The sequence below is a fragment of the Pseudomonas sp. FSL R10-0399 genome, assembly GCF_009600165.1.
Classification (GTDB): domain Bacteria; phylum Pseudomonadota; class Gammaproteobacteria; order Pseudomonadales; family Pseudomonadaceae; genus Aquipseudomonas; species Aquipseudomonas helleri.
Genome location: NZ_WIWK01000076.1, coordinates 1 through 19356, shown reverse-complemented (window position 1 = coordinate 19356; position 19356 = coordinate 1). Strand labels below are relative to the sequence as shown.

18 protein-coding genes are annotated in these 19356 nt (G+C 57.8%); 10 read left to right on the top strand and 8 right to left on the bottom strand.

Annotation, left to right across the window (positions count from 1 at the left end; genetic code table 11):
- Positions 1 to 132 precede the first annotated feature (132 nt).
- The 4 genes from GHO41_RS19745 to tkt all read right to left on the bottom strand — a co-directional run bounded on the left by GHO41_RS19745 (position 133) and on the right by tkt (position 4741).
- Positions 133 to 351 carry a hypothetical protein gene (locus GHO41_RS19745; protein WP_048370857.1) on the bottom strand — a complete coding sequence of 73 codons (219 nt, stop codon included), beginning with the start codon at positions 349 to 351 and terminating at the stop codon, positions 133 to 135.
- 32 nt (positions 352 to 383) lie between these two features.
- Complete coding sequence (locus tag GHO41_RS19740) at positions 384 to 1547, bottom strand: phosphoglycerate kinase (protein WP_153434425.1); 1164 nt, start codon at positions 1545 to 1547, stop codon at positions 384 to 386.
- Between the two features lie 26 nt (positions 1548 to 1573).
- Positions 1574 to 2629 carry an erythrose-4-phosphate dehydrogenase gene (gene epd, locus GHO41_RS19735; RefSeq protein WP_048370861.1) on the bottom strand — a complete coding sequence of 352 codons (1056 nt, stop codon included), beginning with the start codon at positions 2627 to 2629 and terminating at the stop codon, positions 1574 to 1576.
- A 114-nt stretch (positions 2630 to 2743) separates the two neighbouring features.
- Positions 2744 to 4741, bottom strand: coding sequence for a transketolase (gene tkt / locus GHO41_RS19730; protein WP_153434424.1), 1998 nt, complete (start codon positions 4739 to 4741; stop codon positions 2744 to 2746).
- A gap of 261 nt (positions 4742 to 5002) precedes the next feature.
- Between tkt and GHO41_RS19725 the strand changes: the two genes are divergently transcribed.
- From GHO41_RS19725 to GHO41_RS19710, 4 genes are all read left to right on the top strand, one after another.
- Positions 5003 to 5998 (top strand): metalloregulator ArsR/SmtB family transcription factor, encoded by a 996-nt coding sequence (locus GHO41_RS19725; RefSeq protein WP_048370865.1) that lies wholly within the window; start codon positions 5003 to 5005, stop codon positions 5996 to 5998.
- 19 nt (positions 5999 to 6017) lie between these two features.
- Positions 6018 to 7208: a methionine adenosyltransferase gene (metK, locus tag GHO41_RS19720; protein ID WP_153375467.1), complete on the top strand. Its 1191-nt coding sequence runs from the start codon at positions 6018 to 6020 to the stop codon at positions 7206 to 7208.
- A 234-nt stretch (positions 7209 to 7442) separates the two neighbouring features.
- Positions 7443 to 9080, top strand: a complete 1638-nt coding sequence (gene ligB, locus GHO41_RS19715) for an NAD-dependent DNA ligase LigB (protein WP_153434423.1) — start codon at positions 7443 to 7445, stop codon at positions 9078 to 9080.
- Between the two features lie 88 nt (positions 9081 to 9168).
- Positions 9169 to 9564 (top strand): DUF1090 domain-containing protein, encoded by a 396-nt coding sequence (locus tag GHO41_RS19710; protein ID WP_048370869.1) that lies wholly within the window; start codon positions 9169 to 9171, stop codon positions 9562 to 9564.
- An 84-nt stretch (positions 9565 to 9648) separates the two neighbouring features.
- Here the strand turns inward: GHO41_RS19710 and GHO41_RS19705 are convergent, their stop codons facing one another.
- Positions 9649 to 10098, bottom strand: coding sequence for a cytochrome c (locus GHO41_RS19705; protein ID WP_048370870.1), 450 nt, complete (start codon positions 10096 to 10098; stop codon positions 9649 to 9651).
- A gap of 129 nt (positions 10099 to 10227) precedes the next feature.
- Between GHO41_RS19705 and GHO41_RS19700 the strand changes: the two genes are divergently transcribed.
- Positions 10228 to 11370: a murein transglycosylase A gene (locus GHO41_RS19700; protein ID WP_153434422.1), complete on the top strand. Its 1143-nt coding sequence runs from the start codon at positions 10228 to 10230 to the stop codon at positions 11368 to 11370.
- 297 nt (positions 11371 to 11667) lie between these two features.
- Positions 11668 to 12369: a 7-cyano-7-deazaguanine synthase QueC gene (queC, locus tag GHO41_RS19695; RefSeq protein ID WP_153434421.1), complete on the top strand. Its 702-nt coding sequence runs from the start codon at positions 11668 to 11670 to the stop codon at positions 12367 to 12369.
- A gap of 67 nt (positions 12370 to 12436) precedes the next feature.
- On the opposite strand, the gene GHO41_RS19690 is transcribed toward queC, so the two are convergent.
- Positions 12437 to 13312 (bottom strand): queuosine precursor transporter, encoded by an 876-nt coding sequence (locus tag GHO41_RS19690; RefSeq protein WP_153434420.1) that lies wholly within the window; start codon positions 13310 to 13312, stop codon positions 12437 to 12439.
- Positions 13302 to 13901: a helix-turn-helix transcriptional regulator gene (locus GHO41_RS19685; RefSeq protein ID WP_048370877.1), complete on the bottom strand. Its 600-nt coding sequence runs from the start codon at positions 13899 to 13901 to the stop codon at positions 13302 to 13304. Before GHO41_RS19685 ends, GHO41_RS19690 begins: the two co-directional genes overlap by 11 nt.
- A 354-nt stretch (positions 13902 to 14255) precedes the next feature.
- Between GHO41_RS19685 and GHO41_RS19680 the strand changes: the two genes are divergently transcribed.
- Positions 14256 to 14645: a DUF3077 domain-containing protein gene (locus tag GHO41_RS19680; RefSeq protein ID WP_256678804.1), complete on the top strand. Its 390-nt coding sequence runs from the start codon at positions 14256 to 14258 to the stop codon at positions 14643 to 14645.
- A 43-nt stretch (positions 14646 to 14688) separates the two neighbouring features.
- Here the strand turns inward: GHO41_RS19680 and GHO41_RS19675 are convergent, their stop codons facing one another.
- On the bottom strand, positions 14689 to 15075 hold the full coding sequence (locus GHO41_RS19675) for an MAPEG family protein (RefSeq protein WP_048370879.1): 387 nt from the start codon (positions 15073 to 15075) through the stop codon (positions 14689 to 14691).
- A 309-nt stretch (positions 15076 to 15384) separates the two neighbouring features.
- On the opposite strand from GHO41_RS19675, the gene GHO41_RS19665 reads away from it, so the two are divergent.
- The 3 genes from GHO41_RS19665 (at position 15385) to GHO41_RS19655 (ending at position 19169) form a co-directional block, all read left to right on the top strand.
- Entirely contained in the window at positions 15385 to 16650 is a 1266-nt protein-coding gene (locus tag GHO41_RS19665) for a sodium:proton antiporter (RefSeq protein ID WP_048370881.1), read from the top strand.
- 154 nt (positions 16651 to 16804) lie between these two features.
- Positions 16805 to 17176: a hypothetical protein gene (locus GHO41_RS19660; RefSeq protein ID WP_048370882.1), complete on the top strand. Its 372-nt coding sequence runs from the start codon at positions 16805 to 16807 to the stop codon at positions 17174 to 17176.
- Position 17177: 1 nt separating this feature from the next.
- Positions 17178 to 19169 (top strand): pyrroloquinoline quinone-dependent dehydrogenase, encoded by a 1992-nt coding sequence (locus GHO41_RS19655; RefSeq protein WP_048370884.1) that lies wholly within the window; start codon positions 17178 to 17180, stop codon positions 19167 to 19169.
- The last annotated feature ends 187 nt before the right edge of the window (positions 19170 to 19356 follow it).

The window sequence follows — 19356 nt, the reverse complement described above, 5'->3', positions numbered from 1 at the left end:
TGCGAATTCGATGCGGCTGAAACGTTACAGCTCCAGCCCTGGCTGGTCGGCCCTATGTAGGAGCGAGCTTGCCTCGCGATCTCTTAAAAATTCAAAAGATCGCGAGGCAAGCTCGCTCCTACAGTATTAGCCTCAAGGGCACCCGCGCCCTTTTGAGGCTTGCGGGGTCTCGTATTTTTCCAGCGCTTCAGGCCCTGAGCGTTTATTGACCAGCGGCACGCTCTGCGCCTGCCAGTCGGCCTGGTAGCAACCACTCTCTTCGGGAGTGGCGGCCTCTGCCGGCGGCGGGGCCGAACCGGCGCAACCGGCCAAAAAGCCCGCAACTATCAACAGCGGTAACAACTTGACCATGTCCATGCTTCCTTTCAGGGCCTGAGTCATAGTCAGGCTTTGGCGCGGCTTTCCAGAATTTCAACAGCAGGCAGTACCTTGCCTTCAACGAACTCCAGGAAGGCACCGCCGCCTGTCGAGATGTACGAAATTTGATCAGCAATGCCGTATTTGTCGATGGCTGCCAAGGTGTCGCCACCGCCAGCAATCGAGAAGGCTTCGCTGTCAGCAATGGCCTGGGCCAACACTTTGGTGCCGTTGCCGAACTGGTCAAACTCGAACACGCCTACCGGACCGTTCCACAGAATGGTTTTGGACGATTTCAGCAGGTCAGCGAAGTGCGCTGCAGTTTGTGGACCAATGTCCAGGATCATGTCGTCAGCGGCCACGTCGCCGATCAGTTTGACGGTCGCTTCGGCTGTTTCTGCAAATTGCTTGGCAACCACGACGTCGGTTGGCAGCGGCACGTTGACCTTGGCCGCGATGGCGCGGGCAGTGTCCAGCAGGTCGGGTTCGTACAGCGATTTACCCACCGGGTGGCCGGCAGCGGCCAGGAAGGTGTTGGCAATGCCGCCGCCAACGATCAGCAGGTCGCAGATCTGGCTCAGGCTGTTCAGCACTTCGAGTTTGGTCGATACCTTGGAGCCGGCAACAATGGCCGCCATTGGCTTGGCCGGGGCGCCCAGGGCTTTGCCCAGCGCTTCCAGTTCAGCAGCCAGCAACGGGCCCGCAGCGGCAACCTTGGCGAACTTGGCAACGCCGTGGGTCGAGCCTTCAGCGCGGTGCGCTGTACCGAAAGCGTCCATCACGAACACGTCGCACAGGGCGGCGTATTGCTGGGCCAGTTCGTCAGCGTTTTTCTTTTCGCCCTTGTTGAAGCGCACGTTTTCGAACAACACGATGTCGCCCGCTTTAACGTCGACGCCGTTCAGGTAGTCGCTGACCAGCGGCACTTCGCGGCCCAGGGCTTTGCTCAGGTAGTCAGCGACTGGCTTGAGGCTGTTCTCGGCCGAGAACTCGCCTTCAGTCGGACGCCCCAGGTGCGAGCAGACCATAACCGCTGCGCCTTTTTCCAGGGCCAGCTTGATGGTCGGCAGCGAAGCAAGGATGCGCGCATCGCTGGCGACAACACCGTCCTTTACCGGGACGTTGAGGTCTTCGCGGATCAGTACGCGCTTACCTTGGAGATCGAGGTCGGTCATCTTCAACACGGTCATGGGTCGCAGTTCCTGAGTTTCTAATGTTAGAGAGCGGGTTTAGGGTGAGTGATGTGCAAATAGTGCTCAGCCACATCGATCATTCGATTGGCAAAACCCCATTCGTTGTCGAACCAGGCCAGCAGATTTACCAGCCGTGGGCCGGAAACGCGGGTCTGGCTGGCATCGACGATGGCCGAATGCGGGTCGTGGTTAAAATCGCAACTGGCGTGCGGCAACTCGGTGTACGCCAACAGGCCTTTGAGCGGGCCGCTGGTGGCCGCCTCGCGCAACACGCGGTTCACTTCGGTGGCGTCGGTGTCTCGCGCCGTGACCAGGGTAATGTCCAGACATGACACATTCAGGGTCGGTACACGTACGGCTTTGGCTTGAATCCGCCCGGCAAGTTCCGGCAATAAACGCTCAATGCCTTTGGCGAGGCCGGTGGACACCGGAATCACCGACTGAAACGCCGAGCGTGTACGACGCAGGTCTTCATGGTGGTAGGCATCAATCACCGGCTGGTCATTCATGGCCGAGTGGATCGTGGTAATCGATACGTACTCAAGGCCGAACGCTTCGTCGAGCAGGCGCAACAGCGGCACGCCGCAGTTGGTGGTGCACGAGGCGTTGGACACCAGGCGCTCGTCGCCGGTCAGGGTGTGCTGGTTGACGCCATACACGATGGTCGCGTCGACATCGGCTTCGCTGGCCATCGGCTGCGAGAACAGCACACGGGGTGCCCCGGCATCGAGAAAACGCTGGCCGTCAGCACGGGAGTGATAGACGCCGGAGCATTCCAGCACCAGATCAACGCCCAGCGCGGCCCAGTCGATACCTTCGGGGGTGGCACTGCGGAACACTTTCACGCAGTCGCCATTGATATGCAGGCAGTCGCCTTCGATCCGTATGTCGCCGGGGAACCGGCCATGGGTGGAGTCGAAGCGCGTCAAATATTCGAGGCTGGCCATATCGGCCAAATCATTCAGTGCAACAATTTCAAACCCGGCAGCCGCCCCTCGCTCAAACAACGCACGCAAGACGCAACGACCAATCCGGCCGTAGCCGTTGAGTGCAACTTTGTAAGGACGCAGTTGAGGCATGGGGTTCTCTTATCAGGGTGTAAACACAACGATCCCCCGCAGGAGCTGCCGCAGGCTGCGATCTTTTGATGTTTAAAAGATCGCAGCCTGCGGCAGCTCCTACGGGGGGATTGCTTAGTCTTCCAGCAGCTCTTCAGCCTGACCCAGGATGTTTTCCACGGTGAAGCCGAACTCTTCGAACAAGGCAGGCGCAGGCGCCGACTCGCCGTAGGTGGTCATGCCGATCACGCGGCCTTCCAGGCCCACGTACTTGTACCAGTAGTCTGCGTGGGACGCTTCGATCGCAATACGCGCGCTAACCTGCAGCGGCAGAACCGACTGCTTGTAGCCTGCATCTTGAGCTTCGTACACGCTGGTGCATGGGATCGACACCACACGGACCTTGCGGCCTTGCTCGGTCAGTTTCTCGTACGCCTGAACGGCCAGGCCGACTTCGGAACCGGCCGAGATCAGGATCAGCTCAGGCTCGCCTGCGCAGTCCTTGAGTACGTAACCACCGCGGTTGATGTTGGCGATCTGGCCAGCATCACGGGTTTGGTGGTTGAGGTTCTGACGCGAGAAGATCAACGCGGACGGGCCGTCGTTGCGCTCCAGGGCGTATTTCCAGGCCGCTGCAGATTCCACTGCGTCGGCTGGGCGCCAGGTGTCCAGGTTCGGCGTGGTACGCAGGCTGGTCAATTGCTCAACCGGCTGGTGCGTCGGGCCGTCTTCGCCCAGACCGATGGAGTCGTGGGTGAACACATAGATCACACGCTGCTTCATCAGGGCCGACATGCGGATGGCGTTGCGGGCGTATTCCATGAACATCAGGAAGGTCGCGCCGTAAGGCACCAGGCCGCCGTGCAGGGCAACGCCGTTCATGATGGCGCTCATGCCGAACTCACGTACGCCGTAGTACACGTAGTTGCCGCTGGCGTCTTCAGCGCTCACACCTTTGCAACCTTTCCACAGGGTCAGGTTGGAACCGGCCAGGTCAGCCGAGCCGCCCAGCAGTTCAGGCAGCAGCGGGCCAAAGGCGTTGAGGGTGTTTTGGCTGGCTTTACGGCTGGCGATGGTTTCGCCTTTGGCCGCGACTTCAGCGATGTAGGCGCTGGCCTTGGCATCGAATTCGGCAGGCAGCTTGCCGCTCAGGCGACGGGTCAGTTCGCTGGCCAGTTCCGGGAACTCGGCAGCGTAGGCGGCGAAGCGCTTGTCCCACTCGGACTCAACGGCAGCACCGGCTTGCTTGGCATCCCATTCGGCGTAGATATCGGCCGGAATTTCAAACGGGCCGTGGTTCCAGTTCAGCGCAGTGCGGGTCAGGGCGATTTCGTCGTTGCCCAGTGGAGCACCGTGGCAATCTTCTTTGCCTTGCTTGTTCGGCGAGCCAAAACCGATGGTGGTTTTGCAGCAGATCAGCGTTGGCTTGTCGCTTTTACGCGCGGTGTCGATGGCGGTTTTGATTTCTTCAGGGTCGTGACCGTCAACGTTGCGGATCACTTGCCAGTTGTAGGCTTCGAAACGCTTTGGCGTGTCGTCGGTGAACCAGCCTTCAACTTCGCCATCAATCGAGATGCCGTTGTCGTCGTAGAACGCGATCAGCTTGTTCAGGCCCAGGGTGCCGGCCAACGAGCCAACTTCGTGGGAAATGCCTTCCATCATGCAGCCATCACCCAGGAACACGTAGGTGTGGTGATCGACAACGTTGTGGCCAGGACGGTTGAACTGCGCGCCCATGACTTTTTCAGCCAGGGCAAAGCCCACGGCATTGGCCAGGCCCTGACCCAATGGGCCAGTGGTGGTTTCAACGCCCGGCGTGTAACCGAACTCCGGGTGGCCCGGGGTACGGCTGTGCAGTTGGCGGAAGTTTTTCAGATCGTCGATCGACAGGTCATAGCCGGTCAGGTGCAACAACGAGTAGATCAGCATCGAGCCGTGGCCGTTGGACAGCACGAAGCGGTCACGGTCAGCGAACGAAGGATTGCTCGGGTTGTGCTTCAGATAATCGCGCCACAGTACTTCGGCGATATCCGCCATACCCATAGGGGCACCTGGATGGCCGCTGTTGGCTTTTTGCACGGCATCCATGCTGAGTGCACGAATGGCGTTGGCACGCTCACGACGGCTGGGCATCGCTGTTCTCCTGGGTATTGAAAGTTAAATCGAAACGGAAAAAAGGTGAGCATTTTCCCTCACCCACCGCCTTCGGGGCAATGACAGATAGTCGCTTGAAGCGTTTTTCATGCGCTTAACCGTTCAACCTGTTGAAGATCGGACATTTCATTTCGTTATTGAGTGCAGGTCATCCGACCAACGAACCGGTTATCGATCAATATCAAAAAGTTTTGATATTGAACTTGCGAGGTGTGAGACGGGTAACTAGACTGCGCCCCCATGAACTTACGCGTGCCTTCTATCCGCCATGACGATTGCGACGAGCTCTCCGCCCTGTGCAAGGCCGGAGGTGACCCGCTGCGACTCAATGTGCTGCGCGCGTTGGCCAACGATTCATTTGGAGTGCTGGAACTGACGCACATATTTGCCACCGGCCAGTCAGGCATGAGCCACCACCTCAAGGTGTTGTCCCAGGCACAACTGGTGGCCACGCGTCGCGAAGGCAATGCCATTTTTTATCGTCGTGCCCTGCCCCACACCGAACTGCTGGGCGGCAAGTTGCATGCTGCATTGCTGGAGGAGGTCGACAACCTGACCCTGCCCGCCGACGTGCAAGCGCGCATCAGTGCCGTACATGGACAACGAGCAGCGGCCAGCCAGGACTTTTTCTCGCGTATCGCCGAGAAATTTCGAGCTCAACAGGACTTGATCGCTGGCGTGCCACAGTATCGGGACAGCGTGTTGACGCTGCTCGACAAACAGAGCTTCAGCCCAGCTGCCACGGCCCTTGAAGTCGGCCCCGGAGACGGCAGTTTCTTGCCCGACCTGGCCCAACGCTTCCAGCACGTCACGGCACTGGACAACAGCTCGGTAATGCTTGAGCTGGCCCGCCAGCTGTGTGAACGCGAGTCACTGAACAACGTCAGCCTGCTCCTGGCCGACGCGCTGCACGATGCGCACCTGCAGGCCGATTGCGTGGTGGTGAACATGGTCTTGCACCATTTCGCGGCACCGGCCGATGCACTCAGGCAACTGGCCACCTTGTTGAAACCTGGCGGTAGCCTGCTGGTAACAGAGTTGTGTAGCCATAATCAGGCGTGGGCCCGCGAGGCTTGCGGCGATCTGTGGCTAGGTTTTGAACAAGATGATCTGGCCCATTGGGCCACCGCTGCGGGACTCGTTCCCGGGGAAAGCCTCTATGTAGGCTTACGTAATGGTTTCCAGATTCAGGTCCGCCACTTTCAGCGGCCGGCTGGCGACACTCACCATCGGTAAATATTAGGAAACCGTCGAGATGAGCGAATACTCCCTTTTCACCTCCGAGTCCGTGTCTGAAGGGCATCCGGACAAAATCGCCGACCAGATTTCTGATGCGGTGCTGGACGCCATCATTGCTGAAGACAAGCACGCCCGTGTGGCCTGCGAAACTCTGGTGAAAACCGGCGTGGCAATCATTGCAGGCGAAGTCACAACTTCGGCCTGGGTTGACCTGGAACAGATCGTTCGTGACGTGATCACCGACATCGGCTACACCAGCTCCGACGTCGGTTTCGACGGCGCGACCTGCGGTGTCATGAACATCATCGGCAAGCAGTCCCCTGACATCAACCAGGGTGTTGACCGCGCCAAGCCTGAAGATCAGGGCGCCGGTGACCAGGGCCTGATGTTCGGCTACGCCAGCAACGAAACCGACGTGCTGATGCCAGCACCGATCACCTTCTCGCACCAACTGGTTCAGCGTCAGGCTGAAGCCCGTAAATCCGGCCTGCTGCCGTGGTTGCGCCCGGACGCCAAGTCCCAGGTCACCTGCCGTTACGAAAACGGTAAAGTGGTTGCCGTTGACGCCATCGTGCTGTCGACCCAGCACAACCCGGAAGTGTCGTACAGCGACCTGCGCGAAGGCGTGATGGAACTGATCGTCAAACACGTGCTGCCCGCTGAACTGCTGCACAAAGACACCCAGTTCCACATCAACCCGACAGGCCAGTTCATCATCGGTGGCCCGGTGGGCGACTGCGGCCTGACCGGCCGCAAGATCATCGTTGACACCTACGGCGGCATGGCCCGTCACGGCGGCGGCGCGTTCTCGGGTAAAGACCCGTCCAAGGTTGACCGTTCGGCGGCTTACGCCGGTCGTTACGTGGCCAAGAACATCGTGGCTGCCGGCCTGGCTGAGCGTTGCGAGATCCAGGTTTCCTACGCAATCGGCGTCGCTCAACCGACTTCGATTTCGCTGAACACCTTCGGTACCGGTAAAGTCTCTGACGACAAGATCATCAAGCTGGTGCGTGAAGTGTTCGACCTGCGTCCATACGCAATCACCACCATGCTCGACCTGCTGCACCCGATGTACCAGGAAACAGCCGCTTACGGTCACTTCGGCCGCACGCCGCAGACCAAAACCGTTGGCAACGATACCTTCACCACGTTCACGTGGGAGCGTACCGACCGCGCTGAAGAACTGCGCGCCGCCGCTGGTTTGTAAGTAAGCCAGAAGCCCCGGACAGGTCACTGTCCGGGGCTTTTTTGTGCCTCACAACATCTGCCCCTGTGGGAGCGGGCTTGCTCGCGATGGCATCGACGCAGTTTGTCTGACACACCGCGCTGCCTGAATCGCGAGCAAGCCCGCTCCCACAGAAACACCCGGCAATCTTCTGCCCAAGCGCCACGGCCATCCTCCACTAGCCTTAAGCGTTCACTCCGGGCAAGGACGCTCATGATGCTGGCCATACTCCGCGTTTTCAGTGGGCTTCTGCTCGCGTGTCTCAGTTTCAACACCCTCGCCAACCCCTGCGCCGACGAGCAAGCCCTGCGCCAACAACTTAAGGTGTGGGACGACAGTTACCACCGCTTGGGGGTTTCTCTGGTCAGCGATGCGGTGTACGACCAACTGCGCAGCCGCCTGGAACTCTGCCGTGCTGTGGATAACCCACTGCAAACGGCAAGCGGCCCGATGGCTCATCCCGTGGCGCAAACCGGGCTGGCCAAGCTGGCAGATGAACGCGCCGTTGAACGCTGGATCAAGGGTCGTCAGGACCTGTGGGTACAACCCAAAGTGGATGGCGTGGCCGTCACCCTGACCTACCAGCAAGGCCAATTACAGCACGTCATCAGCCGCGGCGACGGGCTTAGCGGGCAGAACTGGACGGCGGCTGCACAGGTGATCAGCGCCATCCCGCAACGCTTGCCACAGCCTGTGGACATGTTATTGCAAGGTGAACTCTATTGGCGGGTGCCCGGCCATGTTCAGGCCAAGGCGGGCAGCGTCAACGCGCGCAGCACCGTGGCCGGGTTGATGGCCCGCCATGCGCTGAGCCCTGAACAAGGCCAGGGCATTGGCCTGTTCGTATGGGATTGGCCCCAAGGCCCGCACGCACAAAGCGAGCGACTGGCCCGTTTGGCCGAACTGGGCTTTACCGACAGCCAAACCTACAGCCAGCCCATCGACCATCTGGACCACGCCCGGCACTGGCGCGAGCATTGGTTTAACACCCCGCTGCCGTTCGCCAGCGATGGTGTGGTGTTGCGCCAAAGTCAGCGCCCGGCCGCCGAGCGTTGGCAAGCCAAACCGCCCAACTGGGCCGCCGCGTGGAAATACCCGCACGCCCAGGCGCTGAGCGAAGTGCGCAAGGTTACGTTCAACATTGGCCGCACCGGGCGTATCACGCCCATGCTGGAACTGATCCCGGTGCGCCTTGATGACCGCACGATCAAACGCATTAGCGTGGGCTCGCTGCAACGCTGGCAAGATCTGGATATTCGCCCCGGCGACCACGTGGCCATCAGCCTGGCGGGCATGACCATTCCCCGGCTCGACAGCGTGGCCTTGCGCGCCAGTGAACGAGTTGAAGTCCTGGCGCCCCAGCCCAATAACTTCCATGCCTTGAGCTGCTGGTCGGCAACACCGGGCTGTGAACGTCAGTTTTTGGCGCGGCTCAATTGGCTCAGCAGCAAGAAGGGGTTGGCCATGCCGTTTGTCGGGCCCGGCACCTGGAATACGCTGATTCAAGCCGGTGAGGTCAATAACCTGCTCGATTGGTTGACCCTGGACGCCGCCCGGCTTGCTAACATTGGCGGCTTCGGCGAGCGCAGCAGCGAACGTTTGCTCGCCAGTGTGCACGCGGCGCGGCAACAACCGTTTGCTCGATGGGTAAAAGCCCTTGGCTTGCCGCCCACCGGCGATGCGCCGTTGGGGCAGTCATGGCAAGCGCTGGTCGCGCGCGATGAACAGGCCTGGCAGGCATATGCCGGGATAGGTGCCCAGCGTGCTGCGCAATTGACTGAATTTATGCGTGAGCCGAACGTACAGGCTTTAAGTGAACAGTTACGGGCTGCCGGAATTGCCGGTTTCGACTAGAAACTGCCCACAGCGTTACGCGAGGCGTATGCTGCGTCCGGGTTTTTGAATTGTGTTTATTGTCATTATTTTTGTCACGGAGCTTTTTATGAAACGTTTTTCACCGCTTGTTCTCTTGACTGTTTGCGGCCTGCTGGCCGCCCCTGTGATGGCTGCCGACCCTGCTCCAGAGCTGACCGGTTGCGCCGCTAAAAAACAAGCCATCACCCTGCAACTTGAACAGGCACGCGCCCACGGCAACAGCAACCAAGCGGCCGGCCTGGAAAAAGCCCTGAGCGAAGTGACGGCGAACTGCACCGACGCAGGCCTGCGCAAAGAGCGTGAAAACAAGGTGCTCGACGCCAAGCACGAAGTCAGCAAGCGCCAGGCCGACCTGGACAAAGCCATGAAAAAAGGCGACCCGGAAAAAATCGACAAGCGCAAAACCAAGCTCGCCGAGTCACGTAAAGAGCTGCAAGAAGCGCTGGATCAGCTGGACAAGTAATTCGCTGAACCACCCTGTAGAAGCGAGCTTGCCTCGCGATCTTTTAAACAATCAAAAGATCGCGAGGCAAGAGATTGTGCCCACTCAGTGATTCCTGAATGCCTTGTGGCACGCACTGCACGTGTCCTGAACCTTCTGCACCGCAGGCGTCAGGTGGCTGGCTGAGTACGGCTGCTGCTGGCTGGCGATCACCAGCGCTCCTGTCGCTGCTTCCAGCTCGCGGGCCAATGCTTCAAACCGTGCCTGTTGCTGCCAGACTGCGTCGGTGGCGCTGGTTTTATCGGAGTCCTTCACCTGCGGGAAATGCGCCCACGGCTGATACGCCAGCGCATCGAGCTGCATGGCGGCTTCAGCAAAGCGCGGACCGTTAAACGGTACCCGGCCCTTCAACATGCCGCTCAGCTCTTCACTGGTACTGAGCATTTGTTTGAAAATCGCTTTACGCTGACCCAGCGGTGAGTCCGGATCAATGCCGCCACACGCCGACAGCGTCAGGCAGGCCAGCAACACAATGCAACATTGTTTAAAAGTCATGGTGGCTTCACGTCACGAAAATCGGTCGCCAGTATCCTCGTGTCACTCGCAAAGACCAATACCCCTATTAAATATACGGGTTGCCTCGACGGTTATTTGACCTCGGCAACTCTTGAAGGAACCTCGCTGATGAGATCACTTTTCAAGCCGCTGGCGTGGGCGCTGCCGATTGTCATGCTGCTGGCCGGGTGCAATGGCACCGACAAAGACACCGCCAAACCGGTCCCGCATACCACCTACAGCAAGGCGGACTGGAGCGCGCTGCCGGAAGTGACCGGTGTTGACCTGCAAAACGGTTTCGCCTCATGGCGCAGCGCGTGCACACGGCTCAAGGCCGACCCTAACTGGGGCAGCCTGTGCAGCGCTGCCGCCAGCTTGCCGGCCAACCCGAGCGTGGCTGAAGTGAGCAGTTTTCTGCAAACCCACCTGGACGTGTACAGCTTGCGTTCGGCCGAAGGCAGCAGCGACGGCTTGATCACCGGCTACTACGAACCGGTCTACCCCGGCAGCCTGAAACAGACCACCGCGGCCCATGTGCCTATTTACGGCGTGCCGTCTGATTTGATCGTGGTGAACCTGGACAGCATCTACCCGGAACTCAAGGGCAAACGCCTGCGCGGTCGCCTTGAAGGGCGTGTGCTCAAACCGTACGACACCGCCGAAACCATCAACAACCAAGGCCTCAATGCGCCGGTACTGGCCTGGCTGACCGACCCGATGGACCTGCAATTTCTGCAAATTCAGGGGTCGGGCCGTGTGCAACTCGATAATGGCCGTCAACTGCGCATCGGCTATGCCGACCAAAACGGCCACCCGTACAAACCGATTGGCCGCTGGTTGGTGGAACAGGGCGAGCTGAAAAAAGAAGACGTCACCATGGGCAGCATTCACGCCTGGGCAGTGGCTCACCCTGAGCGCGTGCACGAACTGCTGGCCAGCAACCCGAGCTACGTGTTCTTCACGCAAAACCCTGACAGCAACGAAGGCCCGCGCGGCTCGTTGAACGTGCCGCTGACCGCAGGTTACAGCGTGGCAGTGGATCGCAGCGTCATCCCGCTGGGCAGCTTGCTGTGGTTGTCGACCACCCAGGCAGACGGCCAGCCGATCGTACGCCCGGTTGCCGCCCAAGACACGGGCGGCGCCATTGCCGGTGAAGTGCGCGCAGACTTCTTCGTCGGCACCGGCCCGGACGCCGGGAAAATCGCGGGCGACATGAAGCAGAAAGGCAACATCTGGCTGCTGTGGCCCAAAGGCGCAGCGTTGCCGCAATAACAACCAATGCCTCTGTGGACCTGCCGCACCGTCTTCGACGCCGCGCTGTCGCGCAGCAAACAGGCCACCGAGTATCTTCAGCATTCCCCAATCGGTTCCCTCTCCTTCGGGAGAGGGCTAGGGTGAGGGGGCTCTTAGATCAAGATCAAAATATCGCGAGGCAAGCTCGCTCCTACACGGCGGGGAGTCAGATAAGTCTTCTTCTCGGCCCGGAAAACTCCTGCAAATCCTCCCCCGCTTGTTCCTGCCCACCTCGCGGAATAGTCTCGACGCTCGCCCTATTTATCGAGACCTCACATGACTAACAAAGCGGTTATCGTCTTCAGTGGCGGGCAAGACTCGACGACGTGTCTGTTACAGGCGCTGCCTCTGTATGACGAAGTGCACTGCATTACCTTTGACTACGGCCAGCGTCACCGCGCGGAAATTGACGTTGCACGGGCGCTTTCCAAGCAACTGGGCGCCACTAAACACACCGTTCTGGATGCCTCTCTGCTCAATCAATTAACGGTCAGCAGCCTGACCCGCGAAGATATGGCCGTGCCCAACGCGTCAGCACCTGAAAACGGTTTACCGAGTACCTTCGTGCCCGGGCGCAATATTGTGTTTCTCACACTGGCGTCTATTTATGCCTACCAGGTGCAGGCCAACACCGTGATTACCGGCGTATGCGAAACAGACTTTTCAGGCTACCCGGACTGCCGTGACGCGTTCGTCAAATCACTGAACCAGGCCATCACCTTGGGCATGGCCTACGACGTACGCATCGAAACGCCGCTGATGTGGCTAAACAAAGCCGAAGTGTGGGCGCTGGCCGATGAATACCAGCAATTGGCCGTGATTCGTGACCAGACTCTGACCTGCTACAACGGCATCCAGGGCGCGGGCTGCACTCACTGCGCCGCCTGCAGCTTGCGGGCAAAAGGGTTGGCCGAGTACTTGAGCGACACAGCAGGTGTTCGCCAACGCTTGCAGGCAAAGCTGCAAAAAGCCGCATAGCGCCTTGCACGTCAGCCACTATCAACACGCTGGGCGTGTTGATAGTCAGCGAATCATTGCCGGGCGATTACCTGCTCTCCACCGTCATGTATTTGTTTAACAGCGCCCTCATGCCATACGCCGGGAACACGTTAAAAAATGCAAAGCTCACTTTGATAAGAATCTGGATAACGATCATGTCAAGGATGACACTGGTTTCCATAACGCCATAAAACGCCAGAAAGCAAAAAAGAAAACTGTCAATAATGACCGCGATAAAGGTGCTCAGGAACACCCGGAGAAACAAGAACCTCGAATTCGTCAATTCTTTAATCTTGCACAGCAAGTAGGTATTGACGTACTCCGATACCAAAAATGAAATTAACGACGCGATCAGCACTGAAGACAGGTGACCAATCACCTGGTTATAGGGCGCATCCAGTTTCCAGTCAGACAGCCCTGGCAGGTAAGTCGTTACGCTGAGCATGGCAATAATGAGTGCATTACTCACAAAGGCAAAAAATATGGCCCTTCTTGCAAGCCTGAGGCCATAAGACTCGTTGAGTACATCCACAATAAGAAAGGTCAACGGGTATAAAAAAGCCCCCGGTGTTACCACAATGCCCGGCCACTCCAGAAAAATTGGTTTGGTGGCCGCAATACTGGTGAATATGTAGAGGGTAAATAACAGCAGGTTCAAAACAACATAGATCATCCATGAACGTTCGTGACGGTCTTTGAAGTCGTAGGCGGTCACAGAGCCCTCTTGCGAATAAAGCTTTTTATGAATTGTCTTGACCTCGACCGGATTAAAATTATCCATTACCTCGCTGCTTATTAGCTCAGACAGTTTAACTTTGATAACTTTACCGGTTGCCACCACCATGACAATGACCCGGCTTTTATGATTATCGAAGCCGAGCAGTTTGTACCTAGAGTTATCCGCTTCGCACTTACAGGTCATTGAAGCGCTCCTCGACGATATACCCGATCACACATAGCCCACTCGATTCAACCGACTGACCGTCCACGATACTGAGCCGCAAAGTGCCCGTGTCGTATGCCAAGTGGTCGCCAACCTTGTTCACACAGCCCTTGTGAACGATCAAGACATCACCGGCCCCATAAGATGCATAACGTCGATATTCCAAAATAACAGCCACCATGTTATGAGCCGAACCGAAATAGTAAGTGAGTGGAAAACGCGTCACCAATTCACCAATTGGCTTATCAAGACAACTGATTAATTGCCCTTCTTTTAGAACAGGTACAGCCGCCGGATTCATGTTCCCTTCGATTGAAGCACTCCGCTCCAGCGTTTCTTTTTCTTCAAAATCTATTCGTTCTATTTCTTCGTAAGACACGCCAAAAAAATTAGATATCTTGCGCACAGTGGAGTGCTGAACATTAGATACCTTACCTTCTAAAATATTGTAGATCGTGGTTCGTGTCAGGCCACTGGCAACACACAGTGATACCTGACTTTCTCCGCGACTCTTGATCAAATAGCGAATATTACTTTTTAAATTTTTATTCTTTTCTTTTCGATGCATCTTGCCCCCTCACACTGTACACGCCGAGCCTACGACTTACCTTCAACGCTTGAGACGGACTCATAGTGCAAATGTTTCGCCCATAAAACCAGCAAGGAAAACAAGACAAAAAATTTCATCTCACACGCAGTCTTTTTATCACGAATGAACTATCCGCCTAGCATGTAGGCAACTTGCACAGCCATAGCGTTAAAAAACACGGCGAATTATCTGCACATATTTTTATTATTGATTACTTGAGATTAACCATTACTTTGGACACGTGTTAACTTTTATGAAAAGCACGTTTAATACTTATTGCACGCAGAACTGACACTCACCCAATAGCCATCCTCCCTACGCTTGGGGTTTCCCGTGAAAAAAACATCTCCGGCTTCAATCGACTTTGTGCCAGAAGGCTCTGCAATTGACACGCTTGTGCTGGACCGCGCAGCCGCTGATCGGGCACTCGATTTCTATCTGCCCGATACGTCAATGCTCGATGTATCACCATCAGCCATTACAACACTCAAGGACAGCGCCAACCTTCAAGCCGCCTTGAGCTGTGCGTCTGATTTGCTGCGTTGCGCAGCGCGATCGGCCAATGAAGTCAGCAATGCGCTAAACGGAGTACAACGTGAACACGCGTTACTGATCATCAACAGGGTCGAAAAAGCCAGACACTACATTGAAAATTCTCTGGCCGGGCTGACAGCTTCGTGGGAAATGATCCCGGGACAACCCGATTGGCAGGCAACTGAGTGACTGACAGGGGGCGCTGGTTCGCCCCCGGCAGGACACACGCAAGTTACATCGACACAAAAAAGAAGCTGACAATCAGCCCCATGCCGACAAACCAGACAATCGAGCGCAACAGCGCCCAGTCGGCCAGGTAGCAGATGATGTACAGCAGGCGGCTGGTGATGAATAGCACCGCCAGCACATCGATGGTCACTGGTTGGGCGTTGCCCACGATGTCGGCAATGATCACCGCCGCCGCAAAGGCCGGGGTCACTTCAAAGCTGTTGAGCTGCGCGTTGTGGGCGCGTTTGGCAGACCCTTCTAGGGTGGCGAGAAACGCGCGCGGGTCATGGTTTTGTCGGGGGCCGAACTTGCCTTGGCTGAACTTGGCAATGCCGGTACAGACGTACGGCAAACACAGGGCAATCAGTACACACCAGAAGGCAACGGTCATGGGACTTTCCTTTTTAGAGTTTCATCACGAGCATGCCGATCAGCACCCGTCTACAGGCTAAGAGCCTCGGGCGGCCAAAAGGTTCTTGGCGCTGCTGGCGCTCGCTTGGTTGTAACAGCCGCGGTCTAAACTTCCAGCGATCTTTTGCGCGTTGCGTGGGTCCAAACAAACCACCGCCACCTGCACCAACGCCTACGCTTGACCCAGGGTGCGCCGGGTAAAGATGTGTCCCTGAGCGCTGCGATTACATCAAACACATAGTCCGACCCGTTCGGGCTTCCATTCACTCACGCCACCACAGGATCCCGGATGCTTGAGCTTGTTGCTGCGTTTATCTGCCTGACTTCACTACTCACGTATGTGAATTACCGTTTTATCGGCCTGCCGCCAACGATTGGCGTCATGGTCACCGCCCTTATGTTTTCGCTGCTGTTGCAGGGTTTGAGCTTTCTCGGTTATCCGGGGCTCGAAGACCGTGTGCAAGAGCTGATCGGCCAGATCGACTTCAGCGATTTGCTGATGAACTGGATGCTGTCGTTCTTGCTGTTTGCCGGTGCCTTGCACGTTAACTTCAATGACGTGCGCAGTTATCGCTGGCCCATTGGCCTGCTGGCCACCTTCGGTGTACTGATCGCGACCACGGTCATCGGCAGCCTCGCTTATTACATTTTCGAGCTGTTCGGCTGGCATATCAGCTTCCTGTATTGCTTGCTGTTTGGTGCGCTGATTTCACCGACCGACCCGATCGCCGTACTCGGTGTGTTGCGTACGGCCAACGCATCCAAGCCGCTGAAAACCACCATTGTGGGCGAGTCGTTATTCAATGACGGCACCGCGGTCGTGGTGTTCACCGTGTTGCTCGGCATCGTGCAACTGGGCGAAACCCCGAGCCTGAGCGCGACCGCCATGCTGTTCGCCCACGAAGCCATTGGCGGCGTGGTGTTTGGTGGCCTGATCGGGTACCTGGTGTACCTGATGATCAAAAGCATCGAGCAGTATCAGATTGAGGTGATGCTGACCCTGGCGCTGGTGATCGGCGGCTCGGCCATGGCCAGTGAGCTGCACGTGTCTGCGCCGATTGCGATGGTGGTGGCCGGTTTGATCATCGGTAACCTGGGCCGCAACAAAGCCATGAACGACATGACCCGCCGCTACATGGACGGCTTTTGGGAGCTGCTCGATGACATGCTCAACGCGCTGTTGTTTGCGTTGATCGGTATGGAGCTGTTGCTGCTGCCATTCTCGTGGCTGCATTTGCTGGCGGCCGGCGTATTGGCCCTGGCGATTCTGCTCTCGCGCCTGCTCACCGTGGCCCCGGCCATTGTGCTGCTGCGTCGCTGGCGCACCGTGCCGCGTGGCACCATCCGCATTCTCACTTGGGGTGGCCTGCGTGGCGGTGTATCGGTGGCCCTGGCCCTGGCGTTGCCGTTGGGCCCGGAGCGCGACTTGATCCTGAGTATCACCTACATCGTGGTGCTGTCTTCGATCCTGCTTCAAGGTCTGACCATCGGCAAACTGGTCAGCCACGTCACCAAAGATGCGCCAGCACCTGCTGAATCCGAACACGCGCATTAAGCCTCAAAGCCCCCGCTCTACCGGCCCGGGCTGCGATTGTTGATCGCCAACAATCGCGGCCCGGCGCTCATTTCGTCCTGTTCCCGGCGTTTCCCGTCAGCTTGGCTACACTCCTTTCAAAATGTAAAAAAGTACGTCACGAAAGGAGAAAGTGATGAGTTCGTCTGCTGCCTATGCACCACCCCGGCGCCATCTCGGCGCTTACATCGTGATCATCACCGCGTTGATTGCTTTGTGTATCACTGCGTGGAGGTTCTTTACGCCGTTATCCGGGATAACCGATTCCGGTGGCGCGATGGTCGCCATGCTGGCCGAGTTTGTGCTGTTTATCCTGGGCCTGTTACTGATCAAGACAGAGGCCGGAGGGGCCAGGGCTTTCTTCCTGTTCCTGGCTTGGGTAGGTGTTATCGGGACGTTTTTTGCCGCCTTGTTGCTACATGGCTGGTGGACTGCCGCCGTGCTGGTTGTGTGCGCTGTAGGTGTCCTCATTGAAACGTTTGGCAGCAAGCCAACAAGGAGCGCGTGAGATGAGCACAATGAAAAAGAACCTTTTGGCAGCACCTGCCCTTTGTATGCTTGCGGGCATTTCTACAGCCCATGCAGACACCACCTACGTGGTTCCGCCGCCTCTTCTGGCGCAGTCCAGCGTCTCTGCTGAAGACGCCAAACTGCCGATTCCGACCGGTAAAGAGTGGGACACCTTCCACGGCCAGCTCAGCTCGCAGAAGTACTCGCCGCTGACGCAAATCAACAAGGACAACGTCGGGCAGTTGAAGAAGGTATGGCAGTATTTCACCGGGGACATGTCTGACGGCACCGGTAAAACCCCGGCCACCGTCTGGTCCGCCACGCCTATCTTCGCCAACGACACGCTGTACGTGGGCACGCCGTTCTACCGCATCATTGCCCTTGAGCCCGAGACCGGCAAAGAGAAGTGGGTGTATGACACCAAGTCCGCATTGGTGGCCGAAACCCAGCCCGCGCTGAAGTCCCGTGGTGTGTCCTATTGGCAGGAAAAAGACCCGCAAGCGGGTGTTGCCTGTCAGAAGATGGTGTACCTGGGCAACATGACCGCGCAGTTGTACGCCGTCGATGCTGACACCGGCAAACCGTGCGAAAACTTCGGCAAAAATGGCGTTGTGGACGTTAACCAGTGGAACAAGCAGAACAACAAATGGCCGTTGTCGCAGTTGCAACCGCCTACCGTGATCGGCGACAAGCTGATCGTGGGCTGGGCCGGTAAAGACTGGGAATACGAAGTCGAATCGCCAGGCTCGCTGTTTGCCCTGAACGCCCGCACTGGCGAGCTGGAGTGGGAATTCAAACCGATCCCTGAAGAAGAAGCCGGCAAAACCGGTACCGCCAACATCTGGACCGCCATGTCCTATGACCCGGCGCTGGGGTTGCTGTACATCCCCGTGTCTTCGCCGTCGCCCAACTACTGGGGCGGCAACCGCACCAACCCGATTCCGCTGGGTACTTCAACCACGGCACTGGATATCAACACGGGTAAAGTCGTGTGGTCGCGTCAGTGGGTTCACCACGATATCTGGGACTACGACATCAACTCTGCGCCGACGCTGATGGACATCACCGTGAATGGCAAACCTGTGGCGGCGCTGGTACAAGCGACCAAAATGGGCTTCCTGTTTACCGTGGACCGTCGCACCGGTGAAGACGTATGGCCGATTGAAGAACGTCCGGTGCCTAAAGGCGAAGCCAAGGGTGAAGTCTACTCACCGACCCAACCGTTCCCGACCAAGCCTGCACCGCTGCTGGACCAGTCGAAAAAACCGGCCATCTGGAAAATCGCTGACATTGTCGGCTTTGGCCAGTGCAGCAAGATGTGGGACGGCCTGGAATACAACGGCATGTACTCGCCGCCCGGCCTCAAAGGCAATGGCGTGCTGGCCTACCCGGACAGCGCCGGTGGTGTGCAGTGGGGTGGCGTAGCGTTCGACCCGGTCAGCCAGGTCGCCATCGTCAACACCTCGCACATCGTGCAGATGATCAAGCTGTGGGATCGCGAGGCCTACGACAAACAGCCTAAAGAATCCGGTAACGAAAACGGCTTCTACCCACAAATCGGCGCGCCTTACGGCATGTCGTTGGTCAACGCGCAGAACTGGGCCGGCATGCCGTGCTGGGCTCCGCCGTTCGGTGAACTGGTGGCGATCAACATGCAGACCGGTGACGTGAAATGGCGTCGTCCGATGGGGGCTGTTCAACAGTGGGGCTGGTACATGCCGCCAGACATGGGTTCGCCAACCATTGGTGGCCCGGCGGTGACAGCCGGTGGCGTGGTGTTCATTGGCGCCTCGATGGACGCCAAGGTACGCGCCTACGCACTGGATGACGGCAAAGAACTGTGGTCTGACATCGTCATGGCCCCTGCCGTCGCCAACCCTGCGGTGTACGAATACAAAGGCAAGCAATACGTGGCTTTTGTCGCAGGCGGCAACTCGATCATGAAAGATCAAGTGGGCGACCAAGTGGTGGTGTACGCGCTGCCGAAGTAAACGCGAAGCCCTCACAGGGTCTATGACCCTGTGAGGCACCTCGTAGCAGCTGTCGAGTCTGCGAGACTGCGTCAGATTGCGAAGCGATCGTAAACCCACAAAACCCGATTTAACTGAAGAACCTCGATAACCCGTTTACGACGGCTGCGCCGCCGGACGTAGCCTCGCAAAGCTCGTCAACTGCTAC

Coding starts and splice junctions, on each gene's coding strand:
- GHO41_RS19745 (WP_048370857.1), bottom strand. CDS start 351: ATGGTCAAGTTGTTACCGCTGTTGATAGTTGCGGGCTTTTTGGCCGGT.
- GHO41_RS19740 (WP_153434425.1), bottom strand. CDS start 1,547: ATGACCGTGTTGAAGATGACCGACCTCGATCTCCAAGGTAAGCGCGTA.
- epd (WP_048370861.1), bottom strand. CDS start 2,629: ATGCCTCAACTGCGTCCTTACAAAGTTGCACTCAACGGCTACGGCCGG.
- tkt (WP_153434424.1), bottom strand. CDS start 4,741: ATGCCCAGCCGTCGTGAGCGTGCCAACGCCATTCGTGCACTCAGCATG.
- GHO41_RS19725 (WP_048370865.1), top strand. CDS start 5,003: ATGAACTTACGCGTGCCTTCTATCCGCCATGACGATTGCGACGAGCTC.
- metK (WP_153375467.1), top strand. CDS start 6,018: ATGAGCGAATACTCCCTTTTCACCTCCGAGTCCGTGTCTGAAGGGCAT.
- ligB (WP_153434423.1), top strand. CDS start 7,443: ATGCTGGCCATACTCCGCGTTTTCAGTGGGCTTCTGCTCGCGTGTCTC.
- GHO41_RS19710 (WP_048370869.1), top strand. CDS start 9,169: ATGAAACGTTTTTCACCGCTTGTTCTCTTGACTGTTTGCGGCCTGCTG.
- GHO41_RS19705 (WP_048370870.1), bottom strand. CDS start 10,098: ATGACTTTTAAACAATGTTGCATTGTGTTGCTGGCCTGCCTGACGCTG.
- GHO41_RS19700 (WP_153434422.1), top strand. CDS start 10,228: ATGAGATCACTTTTCAAGCCGCTGGCGTGGGCGCTGCCGATTGTCATG.
- queC (WP_153434421.1), top strand. CDS start 11,668: ATGACTAACAAAGCGGTTATCGTCTTCAGTGGCGGGCAAGACTCGACG.
- GHO41_RS19690 (WP_153434420.1), bottom strand. CDS start 13,312: ATGACCTGTAAGTGCGAAGCGGATAACTCTAGGTACAAACTGCTCGGC.
- GHO41_RS19685 (WP_048370877.1), bottom strand. CDS start 13,901: ATGCATCGAAAAGAAAAGAATAAAAATTTAAAAAGTAATATTCGCTAT.
- GHO41_RS19675 (WP_048370879.1), bottom strand. CDS start 15,075: ATGACCGTTGCCTTCTGGTGTGTACTGATTGCCCTGTGTTTGCCGTAC.
- GHO41_RS19665 (WP_048370881.1), top strand. CDS start 15,385: ATGCTTGAGCTTGTTGCTGCGTTTATCTGCCTGACTTCACTACTCACG.
- GHO41_RS19660 (WP_048370882.1), top strand. CDS start 16,805: ATGAGTTCGTCTGCTGCCTATGCACCACCCCGGCGCCATCTCGGCGCT.
- GHO41_RS19655 (WP_048370884.1), top strand. CDS start 17,178: ATGAGCACAATGAAAAAGAACCTTTTGGCAGCACCTGCCCTTTGTATG.